General features: G+C 47.8%; 13 protein-coding genes and 1 rRNA gene. 10 read left to right on the top strand and 4 right to left on the bottom strand.

All coding sequences use genetic code 11. The features are described from left to right. Nucleotides 1–23 precede the first annotated feature (23 nt). The 7 genes from PRZ02_RS04000 (at nt 24) to rrf (ending at nt 7435) form a co-directional block, all read left to right on the top strand. A complete protein-coding gene (locus tag PRZ02_RS04000; protein WP_449464562.1) occupies nt 24–488 on the top strand; it encodes a phosphopantetheine adenylyltransferase in 465 nt (154 codons plus the stop codon). Further along, nucleotides 457–1854, top strand: a complete 1398-nt coding sequence (gene pheS, locus PRZ02_RS04005) for a phenylalanine--tRNA ligase subunit alpha (RefSeq protein ID WP_449464563.1) — start codon at nt 457–459, stop codon at nt 1852–1854. The genes PRZ02_RS04000 and pheS overlap by 32 nt, the downstream gene beginning before the upstream one ends. Nucleotide 1855: 1 nt before the next feature. Then, entirely contained in the window at nt 1856–3463 is a 1608-nt protein-coding gene (pheT, locus tag PRZ02_RS04010) for a phenylalanine--tRNA ligase subunit beta (RefSeq protein WP_449464564.1), read from the top strand. Nucleotides 3464–3929: 466 nt separating this feature from the next. Then, nucleotides 3930–5018 (top strand): tyrosine--tRNA ligase, encoded by a 1089-nt coding sequence (locus PRZ02_RS04015; protein WP_449464565.1) that lies wholly within the window; start codon nt 3930–3932, stop codon nt 5016–5018. Between the two features lie 37 nt (nt 5019–5055). Beyond that, the gene (locus PRZ02_RS04020) at nt 5056–5235 is read left to right on the top strand and encodes a preprotein translocase subunit Sec61beta (RefSeq protein WP_449464566.1); all 180 of its coding nucleotides are present in this window, start codon (nt 5056–5058) and stop codon (nt 5233–5235) included. 9 nt (nt 5236–5244) lie between these two features. Then, entirely contained in the window at nt 5245–6972 is a 1728-nt protein-coding gene (locus PRZ02_RS04025; RefSeq protein WP_449464567.1) for a DUF2070 family protein, read from the top strand. Nucleotides 6973–7316: 344 nt separating this feature from the next. Continuing rightward, nucleotides 7317–7435, top strand: a 5S ribosomal RNA gene (gene rrf / locus PRZ02_RS04030). Nucleotides 7436–7443: 8 nt separating this feature from the next. On the opposite strand, the gene PRZ02_RS04035 is transcribed toward rrf, so the two are convergent. After that, complete coding sequence (locus tag PRZ02_RS04035; RefSeq protein ID WP_449464568.1) at nt 7444–7845, bottom strand: hypothetical protein; 402 nt, start codon at nt 7843–7845, stop codon at nt 7444–7446. 269 nt (nt 7846–8114) lie between these two features. Between PRZ02_RS04035 and PRZ02_RS04040 the strand changes: the two genes are divergently transcribed. Further along, the gene (locus tag PRZ02_RS04040) at nt 8115–9083 is read left to right on the top strand and encodes a mechanosensitive ion channel domain-containing protein (RefSeq protein WP_449464569.1); all 969 of its coding nucleotides are present in this window, start codon (nt 8115–8117) and stop codon (nt 9081–9083) included. Between the two features lie 194 nt (nt 9084–9277). Beyond that, nucleotides 9278–9439 (top strand): 50S ribosomal protein L37e, encoded by a 162-nt coding sequence (locus PRZ02_RS04045; protein WP_449464570.1) that lies wholly within the window; start codon nt 9278–9280, stop codon nt 9437–9439. Nucleotides 9440–9443: 4 nt separating this feature from the next. Here the strand turns inward: PRZ02_RS04045 and PRZ02_RS04050 are convergent, their stop codons facing one another. Further along, entirely contained in the window at nt 9444–10319 is an 876-nt protein-coding gene (locus PRZ02_RS04050) for a CBS domain-containing protein (RefSeq protein ID WP_449464571.1), read from the bottom strand. 396 nt (nt 10320–10715) lie between these two features. Here PRZ02_RS04050 and PRZ02_RS04055 point away from each other — a divergent pair, with 396 nt between their 5' ends. Further along, on the top strand, nt 10716–11210 hold the full coding sequence (locus PRZ02_RS04055; RefSeq protein ID WP_449464572.1) for an AAA-associated domain-containing protein: 495 nt from the start codon (nt 10716–10718) through the stop codon (nt 11208–11210). On the opposite strand, the gene PRZ02_RS04060 is transcribed toward PRZ02_RS04055, so the two are convergent. Both PRZ02_RS04060 and cysS read right to left on the bottom strand, forming a co-directional pair. Then, nucleotides 11207–13873, bottom strand: coding sequence for a DEAD/DEAH box helicase (locus tag PRZ02_RS04060; protein ID WP_449464573.1), 2667 nt, complete (start codon nt 13871–13873; stop codon nt 11207–11209). The genes PRZ02_RS04055 and PRZ02_RS04060 overlap by 4 nt on opposite strands. Before the next feature lie 138 nt (nt 13874–14011). Further along, nucleotides 14012–15472: a cysteine--tRNA ligase gene (gene cysS, locus PRZ02_RS04065; protein ID WP_449464574.1), complete on the bottom strand. Its 1461-nt coding sequence runs from the start codon at nt 15470–15472 to the stop codon at nt 14012–14014. Nucleotides 15473–15494 lie beyond the last annotated feature (22 nt).

The following is a 15494-nucleotide window of genomic DNA, read 5'->3' on the forward strand; positions in this document are numbered from 1 at the left end:
ATAAGCTGGGGCCTATAGCTCGCATGCCCTGCTTCGATAGAGGGATCCTAGGGGGTACCTTCGATTTCATACACAGAGGACACAAAGATCTTCTTGAAACGGCGTTTAAGGTAGCCGCAACGGTAACGATAGGGCTTACAACAGATGAATTTGCGGTGAAAAAGAAAAAAATAGCTCACGTTTATGAGGAAAGGAAGGCCTCCCTTGCTGCATATCTGGACTCTCGGGGATTCGCGGGGCGTTACCATTTGGTACCGATATCCGATCCCGTAGGGCCTGCCTTAGGGGACTACGACGTGCTTATAGTGAGCGAGGAGACTCTTCCGGGGGCAAATCTGGTTAATGAGGCAAGAGTCAACGCGGGAGTTAAAAAGCTCATCTTAATTGTGGTACCTATGGCCTTAGCTTATGACAAAAAACCTATTTCTAGCACAAGAATTAGAGAAGGAGAAATAGATGAAGAGGGAAACAGGATTGAGCTCCGATAGGATTCAAGTCGTGCTTGGTTTTATAAAAGGCCTTAAGGAGTTTAAACTTGAATCCCTGTCTCAGGCTCTAGGCATACCAGAAGCCACCTTGGCCTCCACACTTGAGGATATGAAACAGAGCGGCATCATCGACTTTACCGCGAAAGAGGAAGAGAGCTACGAGCTCACCGAGCGGGGAGCAAAGTATAAGGCCGAGGGTTTACCTGAGATAAGGCTGACCTCTCTTGTAAGGGAAAAAGGGGAGTTAAGCATTGATGAGGTAAAGGAGAAACTAGGAGATGAGGCAAGCGCCGCAATATCTTGGGCGATCAAGAAAGGATATGTCTCATTAAAAAAAGAGAGCGGAAAAACAAGTATTTATTTCAGGAAGGCTCCAGCTGAAACACTTGAGGACTTGATATCCACAAACCGCGCTGAAGCTCTTCAAAGGGGTATAATAAGGAAAAAAAACGTGAAAGTATATCATTTGGTGAGCGCTAAGGTTGTCGAGCAACCGCACTTTCTCGCGTTGACAAGGTTAACTCACGATGAAATACTAAGCGGGCGGTGGAAACAAGGCCTTAAACCATATGATCTTTCGGTGCTACCGCAACCTTCTAGAGGAGGAAAGAAGAACTTCTTCGAGGAGTTCCTAAGTTGGGTGAGGGAGATTCTCGAGGACATGGGATTCCAGGAGTCGCTTGGACCATACGTTGAGACCGAATTCTGGAATTTTGACGCGCTCTTTCAAGCCCAGGACCATCCGGCGAGAGAGATGCACGACGTGCTTTACATCGAGGGAAAGGGAAAAATTGATGATGAAGATTTGATCAGAAGAGTTGCCAGAGAGCACGAGCTGGGATGGGGGTACTCATGGAGCCTGGAAAAAGCCTCGTCCTTGGTTTTAAGGTCTCAAAACACAGCGGTCTCCGCGAGGTTTCTGGCGGAACACAAGGAAAGGCCGATAAAGATGTACTCGGTTGACAGGGTTTTCCGGAAAGACGAAATCGATCAAAAGCACCACATAGAGTTTTATCAGAGCGAAGGCATAGTGGTCGACAAAAATCTGTCCCTGGCAGACCTCATAGGCTTCCTAACGCAGTTTGCAAGACAACTGGGTTTTGATGAGGTCAGGTTCTATCCAAGCTACTTCCCCTTCACCGAGCCCAGCGTTGAGGGATATGTTAAACACCCGGTTTTGGGGTGGATGGAGGCACTTCCGGGTGGTATTTTCAGGCCTGAGGTAACCAGGCCCTTGGGTACCGACGAGCCAGTACTCGCATGGGGAATAGGGATTAGCAGATTGGCCATGGCCAAATTTGGATTGAATGACATAAGGCTTCTTTACAGCCCCGACGTCGATTTTCTAATAGAGGAGGAGCTTTAACATGCCAACCAACAATCTCAACCTTGGAAAACTGGTGTCCGATTCTGGCCTTAGCGAGGGAGAACTCTTGGAGACCTTGCCTCTTTTGAAGGTGTCAGGCGAGGTCCTTGGAAACGATTTAGAAATAGAGGTCACTCCAGATAGACCTGATCTGCTTGGGCAGAAAGGACTGGCGAGAGCTTTGAGGGCATACTTCGCAGGTAAGGATGAGGAGCTCAAAACCGTTATCGATGCTGTGCCAGTCTTCCAAGACGAAGGGACCCTTAGGCAAAGGGGTTACTTCCAAGGTTTCTTCGTAAATGATGTCAAACTAGATGATGATGATATAAAAGAACTGATGATGTTTCAAGAGCTTTTACACAAGAGTTTTTGCAGGAACAGAACAAAAGCATCGATAGGCCTTCACGACGCAGCTGGAATCAGCGAGATCAGGTATACGACCGCAAGGGGAGATTCGATACGGTTCGTCCCCTTGGGAGAATCCCGCCAAATGACTCCAAAAGAGGTTTTAAACTCCACGGAGAAGGGAAAGACGTATAGCTCGCTGATCAAAGACGACGAGTTCCTGTTCCTGATCTCAAACAAAGGGGTGATGTCAATGCCACCAGTGATCAACTCCGTTGAGACGCAGGTATCGCAATCAACGAAAAGGTTATTCGTGGATGTCGAGGGGACTGATCCTAGAACCGTTGAGCTAGTCACTGGCATTTTGGTGAGGGAGCTCTCTGGATACGGAAACATATCGAGAGTTGTTATCAATGGCCCAGGAGGACAAGCAGTTGTGCCCTCCCTTTCCGAGAAAAAACATGAGCTCAGTATTTTGAGCGTCTCTAAGAGACTAGGCATAAGCTTGACCCCAGTAAGGGCAGCCCAAGCATTACGTAAGATGGGGCACCGCGTGCAGTTAATCGGCGAAAAGCTGGAGATCTTTTCCCCGTACTACAGGTTTGATGTAATAAGCGAGGTTGACCTTATAGAAGACGTTATGATGGGATTGGGGCTCAAGGAACTAACCCCATCTATCCCTAACACCTACACCATCGGAAAGAGGTCAGCTACGACGTCACTTGAAGATAAGATAAGAGAGGTCTTAGCTAACTTGGGTTATGTTGAGATCTCAATGACCTTGCTAAGCGAGGGAAAGAACCAATCGCTCGTCTATGCAGCAGACCCCGTAAAGGTCAAAAATCCAGTTAGCTCTTCTTATGATTCGCTCAGAGAGGGACTTCTTCCGGACCTACTTCAAGCCCTTTTCGTGAACAAAAAGAAGCGCATGCCGCTGAAGCTCTTTGAGGTAGGTCCCGTTGTAATCAAAGAAGAAAACTTTTTGACCCAGAAAGTTAACGCGGCAGCTGTGATAAGCGATTACTCGGTCAGTGCGGAAGACATACAGGGAGACCTCCTAAGGCTTGCCAAGCGCCTGCGCTTAGCTCTTGACATAAAGTCTAAGGATTTTCCTTTCGCTATCACTGGAAGGTCAGCTGTTTTTGACTGTGGCTGGATCGCTGAGATCTCACCCGAGGTTTTGCTGAAGTTCGACTATGACTTCCCCGTTGTGGCGTTTGAGCTCACCGTTGCTACGCAGTTCCGCACAGAGATCACGCAGTAAACCCACATCTCCGTCAAGGCGGCTATCAACTCAAGGCTACAAGTAAATACCTTCTTTTAGTTGCACGAGTTAATTGTGAGGAGTAATCTAACCGTCATGCTTAAAATTGAAACAAATAACCTTTGCCCCCGGACCTTTCTAGGAGCCGCCGAGATAGCGCTACGCTCACGATGAAAGCGGTTGCAAAAAGGGCCCAGGGGCCTTTTACCATTGGCGAGCTTATGCGTGAGAACATGGTTGCTACTCAAATTAGATATTGCCAACAACCGCGTAAGAAGCCAACAAAAAGCTCTTATTCGCAAAGAGGGCGATAGCAGTATGCTTGCATGGGTTCCAGAGGGGGCACTAACAGGCGCTTTATCCGCTAATAGACCAAATCTGGCAGGAACCAGCTCGCGCTTAAGTCCATTTGATATGGTAGCTCCCTCTCTGGGCATCGATTTGCTAAAGTACCAGGTGATTACACGTGGAGCTCTCTGAAAAGGTCAAGGCCTTTGAAGAGGTAAGCGAGGAGATCATAACCAGAGAAGACCTTGTGGAGTTACTGAAAGAAAAAGAACACCCACTTGCCTATGATGGTTTTGAGCCATCGGGCATAGCCCATCTTCCCTTGCTTTACCGCGCAATAACGATAAAAAAGCTCCTGGCAATCGGGGTTAGGTTCAAACTGTTCCTGGCGGATTGGCACGCGTGGCTAAACGGGAAGCTTGGTGGTAATATGGAGGCCATAAGGGCAGCAGGGCAGTACTTCGTTGAAGCTTGGAGAGCAGCGGGCGTGCCTGTCGAAACTGATAACGTTCAAATCGTGTGGAGCACCGACATACTGGATAGTGATTACTTAACGACAATGCTCAGGATAGCGAACTACGTAACAGTGAACCGCGTTACCCGCGCGCTTCCCATAATGGGCAGGACAGCCGTTGAAAGCGATAAAATAGCTTGGCTCTTCTATCCGATAATGCAAGTAACCGACATCTTCAAGCTAGGGGTTGACATTTGTCAACTTGGCCTCGACCAGAGAAAGGCAAACATGCTGGCCAGAGAAGTTGCTGAAAAGCTGGGCCGCAAGAAGCCAGTGGGTGTTCACCATCACATACTTGTTGGCCTTGAGGGCCTAAAAGCCGGAAGGGGGATGGATGAAAATGCCAAGAGGGACTCCATAATAACAAGCAAGATGTCAAAATCATCTCCAAAGAATACCATATACTTGACAGATGACGAAGAAACAGTAAGAAGGAAGATTTTGGGTGCTGCATGCCCTCCAGCAGTACTTGAGGGCAACCCGATAGTGGAGTACGCGAAGTACATAGTGTTCCCCTTATTTGGTGAGCTAAAGGTGGAAAGGGAGCTGGCACATGGAGGTGATGTCATATATAAAGGGTTTGATGATCTGGCAAGGGACTACGCAGGCCAAAAGCTTCATCCTCTTGATCTCAAGCTCTCCTTGGCCTTGGCGCTTAACAGAGCAATAGAACCTGTAAGAAGACATCTGACCACCGACAACAAGGCCAAGGAGCTTTGGGAGACTTTTTCTCCATATCTACCCAAACGATAAACCGTTATGCGTTTAAGCCAAAATCCGTAAGCGTATTATGAGCAAGAGAAGAAAGAAAGAGGGACCAGCCCCAATGACGGCCGCGGGCCTAGTTAGGTATTACGAAGAGGATAAGGGCATAAACTTCAAGCCTAGCGTTGTGATAGGGATTGCAGTTGCGTTTTCTGTAGTGATCGCGCTGGCCGACGCAGGGCTCTTCAGCTTTATAAAACCTTAAGGGGTAAAATTGGATCCTCAGAAGTCAGCCAACGAGCTTGAAAAACGCAAGAAATGGCTTTTTCACGTGCCAATACCAGACTGGCTGATATTTCCGGTCTCTTTTCTTGAGTTATTGGCCGTATTTCTGAGGTCGTACATCCCGCTTTCAGCAGCTTTACTAGCTGCATCAAGTGTTGTTGTAATCGGGCTGCTTGCGACCTACTTACAACCGAAAAAACTGTTTAACTTTAGGCAAACACTTCTCATGGGAGATTTTTTCTACTCCATACCGCTGGCCTTCGAGTACCTGCCCTTCAAAGGGGTCGACCTCATGCCCATAGGCGTCTCCTTTACGGCATATCCCATGGCGCTAACATATGTAGCTACCGTCGGGAATCCCCTCTTTTACCTTCCCATAGTGTTGGTTTTCTTCTTTCCCATTTTAGCTACCTCTGGCCTTCATGAAGTCCCTTACATGGTGGTTATATATGTAGGTTCCATAAGCCTGGCCTACTTTACGGTGCACAAGATAGATAAAAAGACGCTGTCCATAATAGGCCTGAGGGGCTCAAGTTTCGGAGCTAGCTTCTTCAGGGCGTGGTTCAACAAAAGCGACCAAGAATACGAGGACTATCTGGAAAGCCTTTCCAGTAAAAACCCCATAAAGAGCGATGTTTTTTACTTCGTTGATAGGAAGGGGTCGCCCATAGGAAGTATAGTGGTTACCGACGCGCATCCCGGCCCCTTTCACGAGGTAGGAAGCAGCACACTTCCCACAATGGTATCGGAAGGAGTGGAAAAGGTAACGGGCGCTCCATGCATGGTATTAAGGGGAAAGGGAAGTCACGAAAATGACATACCAACCAAGGAGCTCGCTAAAAGCTATTCCGAAGCGATCTCCAACTCTATGTTAATCCCCCTGAAGCTTCCGGCTACCGACCCACCAAGTGGCTGGGCTGCTTGCACTGCCATCGACTTCAATCAAGTGAAGGCGGGACCCTTCACGTTAACTTCCATAAGATCCGATAGAGAAAATCTAGTGCTTTTGAGCAAGGCGCCATATCCGTGCGACGACATACCATGGGAAATAGGACAGGGGTTTGAGGCCATAGGTTGCAAGGTCGCTGACACACATAACTCTGGTCCCATCGATGGTTATTCAACCCTCAATTACTTCCCCCCGTCCAATGTGGACCAAATAACCACCGGGATAAAGAGGCTCATGAGTTCGCAGGTAGAAGGGAACGACCTTCAAGTTGGATTTTCACATCTCGAGGTCAAAGAATCGCTCAAAACCGGCATATGCGCTGGTGGCGTGGTGGCTATGACTTGGAAGAAGATGACCAAGAGCGGCGTATTGGTTTCCTTCCAAGGCAACAACATGGTCCTGGGACTTAGAGATAAAATAGTTGAGGCGCTTAGAGGTATGGGTTTTAAGGAGGCAGAGGTAGCCACAACCGACAACCACCAATTGTCAACGTCACTTCAGGCCGTAAACAGATACAGCATGGTAGGGGCCGCCGATGAAGAAACCGTTCTTAACTTAGCCCTAAAAGCAGCAAAAATGGCCCTGGAGAAACAAAGAGATGCCATGATGCTAGTTGAGAAAAGGGTTGACGAAATCAAGGTAATAGGCTCGGAGGGACTTGACAAAATAAACCAAGCAATGAAGGCCTCTCTTCCAATACTTGGAAAGTACTTTGCGATATCGCTCGTTTTGTTGGTATTAGCTTCAGCATTTTTCTGTTTTGTTTGAATAAACTGCTCCGCCCTTACGGGCGCAGCTTCCCGCTTCCTTCGGCAGGGCTCGCAACCGCAACGGCTGCGCTCACCTTACCGTCCGCGGGCATCTCGCCTGCGTTCCACAGGCAAAGCCCTATTGGTCAGCGGGTACCCAGCTCTCTGGCTTTCAAGTTTGTAGCGTTTCCGTAAGGAGGTCGTCCATCACCCTTTAAAGAAGAGTTTCACCTCTAACTCCTGTCATGGTTGCGCGTTCCATGGGATTTCCAAGCAGAGATGGGGTTTGTGCCGTAAATAGCACGCAATTTTTATGAAGCAAAGCAGGGCAAAGCTTATTTTACACGGATCGGGAAATTATGTCCTGCCGGTCATAGCGGATGGGGAAATACCCGGACCCATTCCGAACCCGGAAGTCAAGCCCATCCGCGTAAGGGATTCGGTGAGGCTACAAGCCTTGCAGGGTCCCTTAACTGGTAGGGCACCTATGCTAGCTTAAGCTTTTGGACAGGTGGAGCTGAAATTCCTGTACGTTGATCTCTTCTATGTTTTTGCCCATAGATTGCGCTAGTATCAATACCAATTGATGATAGCAAGGCACGCCAAGCCCCCTTAGAACGTTGTTCAAATAGAAGTCTTCACAACTACAATATCCCAAACCGATGGTGATGTAATCGAGCCGCTTGCCGCGCACGAGATATATGGGTTTACTCTTCACCTTAAGAATCTTAGTGTTATCCTTTATGGCCTGAACGGCCTTCTTGCCGCGCCTACCAAAGAGCGAAATAACCGTCTTAAATTTCTCCTCATCACTCATCTCGGCCAGCCTTTCCTTAAGCGGCTCAAGAAGAGAGACAAGATCGTTTTTTTTGACACGGTCCTCGAAGCTCATGATACAAGCCCCCACGCAAAGATCGTTCTCGATTCTTGCAACGCACGTAGCCCGCGAATCAGGTCGCGCCAAAGCGCACGCGTTTTAAAGTTCCTTAATGCAGTTGGTAATATTCCAGAGTTAATCGTATGAATAAGAAAACACAAGAAGCCACAAAGCTCTACGGCGGGAGTGGCCGGCATTTTTGTTTAAAGGGGCAACAGCGCATAAGCATTGATGCTTATCGCGCGCGTCGCGATTGCGCTTAAATTTGCTCATGTAATTACGTTATGGCAGAAACGAAAACACCCACAAGCCTTCTAGCAAAAGTTATCGCCATAGTCCTGATTGCTATTATGTTTTTGTTTTCATTTGACTACATATTAGCCCCTCTGGTAAACGTAAAGCCAACAGAAAGAACCAATATTCACGTATTGATAATAGGTATCGTCACCATCGTGCTCCTCTACGTTCTCAAAGACTTTTCAAAGGCTACCTCAAAATACTTTGGGCCTCACATATCTGGTCTTCTTAATTTCTTACTCGAGATTGCCATAGTTACGGCTGGCGCTTTAGCCATAATGGCAACTCTCCACGTATCGCTAACAACTATCATGGTTAGCGGTGGCATAGCAGCAATAATAATTGGTCTTGCCATATCGACTTTAGCCAGCAACCTCATATCCGGTATGTTCATTTATGCGGCCTTTCCGATAAGGGTTGGAGATTCCGTTTTTGTGAACAACATACCGGGAAAAGTAAACAAGATAACTGCCATTTACACCTCGGTAATGACCGAAGGAGGAACCGAATTAGTGATACCAAATTCTGCCGTAGTGCAGGGGTTCTTCTTGATAGCAAAAGGTAATCCTGAGCGCAAAATGATTTTCAACTACAGAAAGGGCGATCAAGTATCTTTACCAGCTCTAAACGTAGAGGGCAGCATAATCGAGCTAAATGAGGTTACGACCGAAGTCGCCACAAAGAAAGGGACGCTAATAATACCCACTTACGTGTTACTCACCGGAGGAGCGTTAATGGCAAAAGCGGGCGAAAGCATAAAGTTCACCATAAAAGTCAGTAAAAACATCGAAAAAGTTAAGAAGGCCCTAGAGGACGCAGGCGCCAGCGTGACGATGACTTCCCTAGAGGGAGATTCAGTCGAACTAACTCTAACAATTAAATCGCCTCCAGGTAAGGAAACCGAATACAAGGAAAAATTGATAAAAATAGCTTATGACGAGCAGCAAAAGGAGTAAGCGGAAGACCAAAAGATTTTGCCAACGGTTGGCAATCAGATGCCTAATTGCTGCTGACCCAGCTATTTACGCTCATTACATGCAGTTGGTTCGCAAAACTTCCTAAAGAGGGTTTGTTGCGGCTACCCATATGTCGTTTGCCGCCTGATCCAAGCAGAAAGCTTTTATGAGGTCTTCGTCTTTTCTCGATAAAGTTGAGTAATGGCACAGCTTCCAAAGGGAAAGGAGCGGGAAAAAGAACCCATGTCATCTGCAGGCGCTGTGGAAAACACACGTTTAACGTTCACACTCACAGATGCTCTAGCTGTGGTTTTGGTGCAACGCCAAAATTTAAATCACATTTTAACATAAAATGATACTTTAAGGTATTATCAGGTTTTTAACGAGATCTACGTCGAAAACCAATCCGTCTATCTCCTTTTCGTTTCCGACCGCTACTTGAGGAGAGTTGCTCTTCAGCATTTCTTGCACGGCCTGCCTGACCGGTGTCCCAGGTGGTACCACTGGTAGCTTCCTTGTCTCCAAATCGGACAACCTTTTATTGGGGAAGGTCAACGATTTCTCACCCATGTAAAGCACCGGAGCAACTGACCAGTCCCAATCTTCCCCTTCACTCGAGGCCTGTATTAGCGACTTACTGCTGCTGTACTCCTCTTCGAGTTCCCTTAGGAAGTCGAACTCCATAAGAAATCCCAAGGCCTTACCTGAGTCATCTAGAAGCGTTATCGTGTCGGAGGCCGCATACTTCATTACCTTGTAGCCAATTGCGATTGGTGTGCCTATCCAGGCTGATGCAAATCTGTCAGCCAAGTAGTTATCTATTGAGTCGGTTAGAAACGAATCGCTTTCTATCCTCGATAGTAAATCTTCAACGGAGACTATTCCCACAAGCTTGCCCTCGTCATCTACCACGGGAACGGCCCTAAAACCGCTTTTTATTATAGCCTTGGCAGCTTTCTGAATAGGGTCCTTTGGCCTGATCTTGGGCGGTTTGTTGTTCATGAGTAAAGCTGTTTGATCGGTTTCGCTTTTACTCATGAGCTCATTTATGGATATTATCCCTGCCAGTGTATTCTTTCCTCTCCTTATTACGGGAGCGGAGGAAACCTCGTTCTTGAGAAGGACGCTCAGCACCGTCCTTCTGTTACTTGGAACCTCCACGTATACCGGATTACCGTTCATCACGTCTTTAACTAGCATGCCAATCTCCTCAGCTTTTTCCTTGATTGATCCCAATCAAGGTCATTTCAATCATCATATGCATATTAGGCATTCATTTAAAAACTTGACGTTAATGCTCAGAAAGAAATTAGCTTTAGTTGAAATTTGTATGCCATGGCCATTGGGGTTTCTTCTTGAATTTTTGATTAAGTAAACTACCCGTCCTTACGGACAAGTCTCTAGTGAAGAAAAGATGAAAACCGACATTCTCCTACCCAAAGAATGCGGGTTTTCCAAACTTTGGTAAAGCGCGAACATACCCTACTTCAAAATATGTGATATGAGGCCCCAAAGGAAATAGCTGATGAGTTTTTCGCTTAACTTTTGAGGCTAAGATAAACGCAACACTGGTTTCGTATCAAGAAAGCTTTAAATTTTTACGGCATGGATTAAACTAAAGGTCGTCGTGATTTGCCGCAAGATGTAGTTTTCCCGCCGAGCGTTAGCAGCAGCCAGGTTATGGCACTAATAAAGAGCGTTAAGGAGGAGGGAGGGAAAGTAGACGCAGCTAAGCTTGCAGATGATTTCGGATTTGACCTAAAGTCAATGCTTCCAATATTAGATGTCGCTGAAATACTGGGATTGGTTACCGTAAACGGCGGAGACGTGTCCTTGACGGATCTCGGATCTCGCATAATTGAAGAGGGAACTTCTGGCTTTAAACTGCTAAAGCAAAACATAGGCAAAATCGAACCCTTTAAGACCGCACTTGAGCTGACCGAGAAGTCGGGCTTCGTTACCTCCAGAGAGATCTCGGAAGCGCTCAAGCAAAAGGGGATAGTCTTCTCCGATGATGATGAGGAAAACGAAAGTATTGTAGAGGCGGTGCTGGTTCATTGGGCTATTTACGCAAACATGTTAAAATACGATGGAAAAACCGCCATTTTCTCAAGAACAAGCAGCTAACTATTCCAAAACATATGTGTGCGATTGAAGTCGGCTTCAGCCTTTATCACGTGTGTTACAAGCTCCTTTGGAGGCCAAGAAAGCCTTGGAAACGAGTTGAGTATTCTGAGAGCGACGTCTGGCCCGATGCCCCTTCCCGCAAGAACGTAAGCGGCATATCTTCCCCGCTGCGATATCAAATTGCTCGATCTCATAAGCTCATTTGCAAGGCTTTTCTCTTGCGGAGAAAGCTTCCTTCCATTTCTGACCTTTTTTACAAGGCCTTCAGTCTTGGCGTGTGGGCCTAGGCATCCTACCATCATGGAACCGCACTTCGGACACACGATTTTATCTGGCAAGTCTTGTACCTTATATACGTTTTCCCAGCCACAGCTGAGGCAAACGAGTTTAACCTCACTACTTAGCAGGCGATTGTTCACTGCATCCAATGTTGTCGCGAGATCGTTATAGCGCCTTTCCACGAAGAACGCGTTCCTCTGATCTTCAGAAAAGACCACTGGAACCTTCCCTTGTTTGACGTCTGAAAGAAGTTGAAGTAACCCCTCCACATCAGCATCGTCTGAATTAATCTCAGAGACCGTTTCCCTTTCTACCCACGTACCGCTCCATGCGTCAGCTATCTTCCTCAGAAGGGCCTGTCCAGGTGAAGTTTTATTGTCAATAAGGCCAATCCTCAGACAAACCCTAAGGAGCCTGCTCAAGTATAAGGGGGATGAAAGCAGGCCGTTTAGGTAAAGCGTTTGAACTTCGTCCGCGCTCTTTTTGAAGAAGCCCTGCAGCAAATCATTGCTTACGGGTAGGCTCGTTTCTAGCACGATTTTGTATTGATCCCTTGAGAATATTGTCGGCACGCCGTTTTCCTCAAGGTATCTTGAAAGGGCTATGCCAAATGCCATGTTCGCCTTGGTTCCCAATGGGGAAAATAACGTAATGCCAAACCTGTCTCCCACGGAGGAACCCGAAAACACAAGGGCTAGGCCAGGAAGTGGGGTCTCCTTGAGCTGGTTTTCTGCCTCTAGGACTGATGAGGCATCCGTTAAGGCCTTGAGCTCGGGCCCAAAATCGCCTAAGGCGGCTACTTCCCGCGCCACCTCGCGGTCCACGGGTATCAGCTCTCCCTCCCAAGAGGGAATAAGTCCAAAAGAAGACGCTGGCGAAAGCCATACCTGCATCCTATCGTAATCTACGGAGTCAACCCTCCAATCCCTTCCACCAAGCCGTACCAACGAGCCAGCTTGACAGTGCGCTATCACGAATTCCCGGTCGAAGCGTCCAAGTTCCTTCTTGTCGCTTGACTGCATTGCGCTGTACTCGAAGCCACCGGGTATCATAGACACATGCAGCGCGTAGTATTTCCTCGTCGTCAGCGTTTTCTTCGCGATCCCCTTCGCGTACCTAAGCGCCCTCAGGCGTTGTAAGGCATTGAAAACCTGTTCTAAATCCTCGTCGCTTGCGCTGAAATACCATGAGCGGGAAAAAACCCTCTTTACGTCTTCCGCAGTGATCCTACTCATGTCAAGCAACAGGCCAACTATCTCATGAGCCAAAACATCAAGCCCCGCAGGGGGTGAGGCAAACTTTTCAGCGTGGCCGGCAAGCGCCCTTCTTGATATCACCAAGCTCTCTAGGTAATCCAAAACGTCGTCAGTGATCACGTATCCCTTGGCCACTCCTCCCTCCCTGTGACCAGCCCTTCCGATCCTCTGCACTAAAGCCTCTACCCTTCTGGGAGAACGATATTGTATTACCGCATCTATTCTTCCTATATCTATGCCGAGCTCAAGAGAAGAAGTGCACACAAGGGCTTTCTTCGATCCCATCTTAAATTCGCGCTCCAAGTCTTCCCTTATCTCCCTCGAAAGAGAGCCGTGATGGACACCAACATCAACGATCTCGCCTAGCCTCCTTCCTAACCATTCCGCGGTCTCTCTGGTATTGGTAAACAGCAAAACCGATAACGATTCGCTGATTATCGAGGCCAGCTCTTTGAGCTCGTTCTCCCTTGGCACAAGCTTCACGGTTAGCTCAGTTGGCCTAACGGCCTTGAGCTCTACCGTTTTATAAGCTCTTTTGCCGAACGCAGAGCGGGCAACCGCCTCTGGATCGGAGGTAAACGCCGAAAGAGCTACCCTTTGGAACTCACCGGCCTTCTCGCAAAGCCTTTCAAGAGCGTATGAAAGCGCTATTCCTCTCTTGTTATTGGTAACCTCTTGGCACTCGTCAATGACTACGGCCCTAACGTTCTTGAGAAAACCCGCAAGGGACGGGCTTATCAAGAGGCCCTCGAGGGATTCGGGAGTAGTTATCATAACCCTTGGAGGGTTCTTGCTAATCTTGCTCTTTTCCCAACTTGTGGTATCACCGTGCCTGAGGGCTACGCTCAAGCCAAGCGCCTTGCCCAATCTCCTAAGCCTCAGCAAGATGTCCCGATTGAGCGATCTAAGCGGGGTGATGTATATTAGCGTTGAAGAGCTATCCCTTAGCATCCTATCCATTAAGGGAAACATGGCCGCCTCGGTCTTCCCGCTCCCCGTGGGGGCTATAACCAACACGTTTTGACCCGAACTTATAAAGGGAATGGCAAGCCGTTGAACTGCGTTGTTTTCGCTGTACCCAAGCTCCTTCAATACAGCCGCGGTCTTCTCTGATAAAAAATCGGCCAACATTTTTTACTTCAATGTCTTCTTCTTTCTGAGAGCATTATATAAATCAGCGCCAAGGCTATAACCGCAAAGGCAAGGTAATAGCCGATGTTGATAATCAGGCTAATCGACAACTCACTGCCCTTTCTTAAATCGCTATTAAGTTTTCGGTTTGCTTGGCTCGCCAAGCCTAGCTATCCTGCGAACGGCATTGGGAACTGAACTTTCAAACCAAACCGTGTGATCCTTGTGATCTATTAAGATCACGTTTTCGTTCCATAGCGCTTGTCTGATCTTATCGGCCTCGGCGAACTGCTTCTTATGGCGTAAAAGAAAGCGCTGCTCGACAAGGTCGCGATGCCGTTCATCGACCTGAGGCAGCGTAAACCCCAGCAGCCCAGCGGCGTATTCAAAACCTTTTCTCACGATTTTGGCGTCTTCAACGCTGAGCCCATCCCTTGCAGAGGCCACTCTGGCTACAAAGGAGGACCAGGCGTTCAAGTCTGAAAGGGCCACGGGTGTATTAAGGTCATCGGAAAGGTGAGAAAGCAAATTTTGCTCCAGTTTCATTTCTCTTTCAGGTAGCTCGTCACTTGAAAGCTCAGAGGATGCGGGATTTGGACACAACGCCTCAGCATAGGACGTCTCTATCTGAAGCCAGTTATTCGCTGCAGCTTCCATGAGCTCTTCGGTGTACGTTAGGGGGGCGCGATAGGGAGCCGAGAGCAAAAATAGCCTTACCGAGTTCGGCCCCCAACGGGCCACGGCATCGCCTATGGTTATGAAATTCTTCAGAGATTTTGACATCTTCTCTCCCCCTATGTTTAGAAGACCCACATGCATCCATGAAAGGGCAAACGTCTTTCCTGTTGCTGATTCACTCTGAGCGATCTCGTTCTCATGATGTGGAAATATGAGGTCCTCTCCACCTCCATGTATATCGATCTCATCGAGGTACTTCATGGACATCGCAGAACACTCTATGTGCCATCCCGGCCTTCCATCTCCCCAAGGAGACTCCCAGTGCGGTTCTGCCGGGTCTCCTTTGTAAAACTTCCAAAGGCTGAAGTCCAAAGGATCCTCTTTTTCGGGATCAGGCTCGATTCTTGCTCCTTTTTTCAGGTTTTCAATTGATTGATGAGAAAGCTTGCCATATCCCTGGAACTTCTGAACTCTGAAGTAAACCCCGCTGGAAGTCGTGTAGGCGTAACCCCTTTGCTCTATCTTCGATATGAGGTCCTCTATCTCTCTTACGTGCTGCGTGGCACGAGGATAAACATCCGCGTCCATGACGTTAAGCTTGTGCATATCCTCGAAGTAAAATGCTATGTACTTGTCTGCAACCGCCTCCGCCGATGTGCCAAGATCGCGAGCCCTAGCTATTATGCGGTCATCAACGTCAGTGAAGTTTTGCACGTACTTCACGGAATAACCATTATTTGCCAGCACGCGCCTAAGCACATCAAAGACCACAAAAACTCTCGCGTGGCCTAGGTGCGGCCTATCATATACAGTAAGCCCACACACGTATATGCCCACGTTTCCCTCCTTGTTAGGAACCGGGACCTTCGCCCTTTTCATCGTATCGAAGATCTGAACCTGCATATTACTTTCACTCAAAGCATAAGCCCAACTTTTTAAG

Origin of the sequence: Tardisphaera saccharovorans, from assembly GCF_046635845.1 — an archaeon.
In the GTDB taxonomy this organism is placed as follows: Archaea; Thermoproteota; Thermoprotei_A; order Marsarchaeales; family UBA168; genus UBA168.

Excerpts from the sequence above, each read along its gene's own strand:
- PRZ02_RS04000 (WP_449464562.1), top strand. The coding sequence starts at position 24 with ATGCCCTGCTTCGATAGAGGGATCCTAGGGGGTACCTTCGATTTCATA.
- pheS (WP_449464563.1), top strand. The coding sequence starts at position 457 with ATGAAGAGGGAAACAGGATTGAGCTCCGATAGGATTCAAGTCGTGCTT.
- pheT (WP_449464564.1), top strand. The coding sequence starts at position 1,856 with ATGCCAACCAACAATCTCAACCTTGGAAAACTGGTGTCCGATTCTGGC.
- PRZ02_RS04020 (WP_449464566.1), top strand. The coding sequence starts at position 5,056 with ATGAGCAAGAGAAGAAAGAAAGAGGGACCAGCCCCAATGACGGCCGCG.
- PRZ02_RS04035 (WP_449464568.1), bottom strand. The coding sequence starts at position 7,845 with ATGAGCTTCGAGGACCGTGTCAAAAAAAACGATCTTGTCTCTCTTCTT.
- PRZ02_RS04040 (WP_449464569.1), top strand. The coding sequence starts at position 8,115 with ATGGCAGAAACGAAAACACCCACAAGCCTTCTAGCAAAAGTTATCGCC.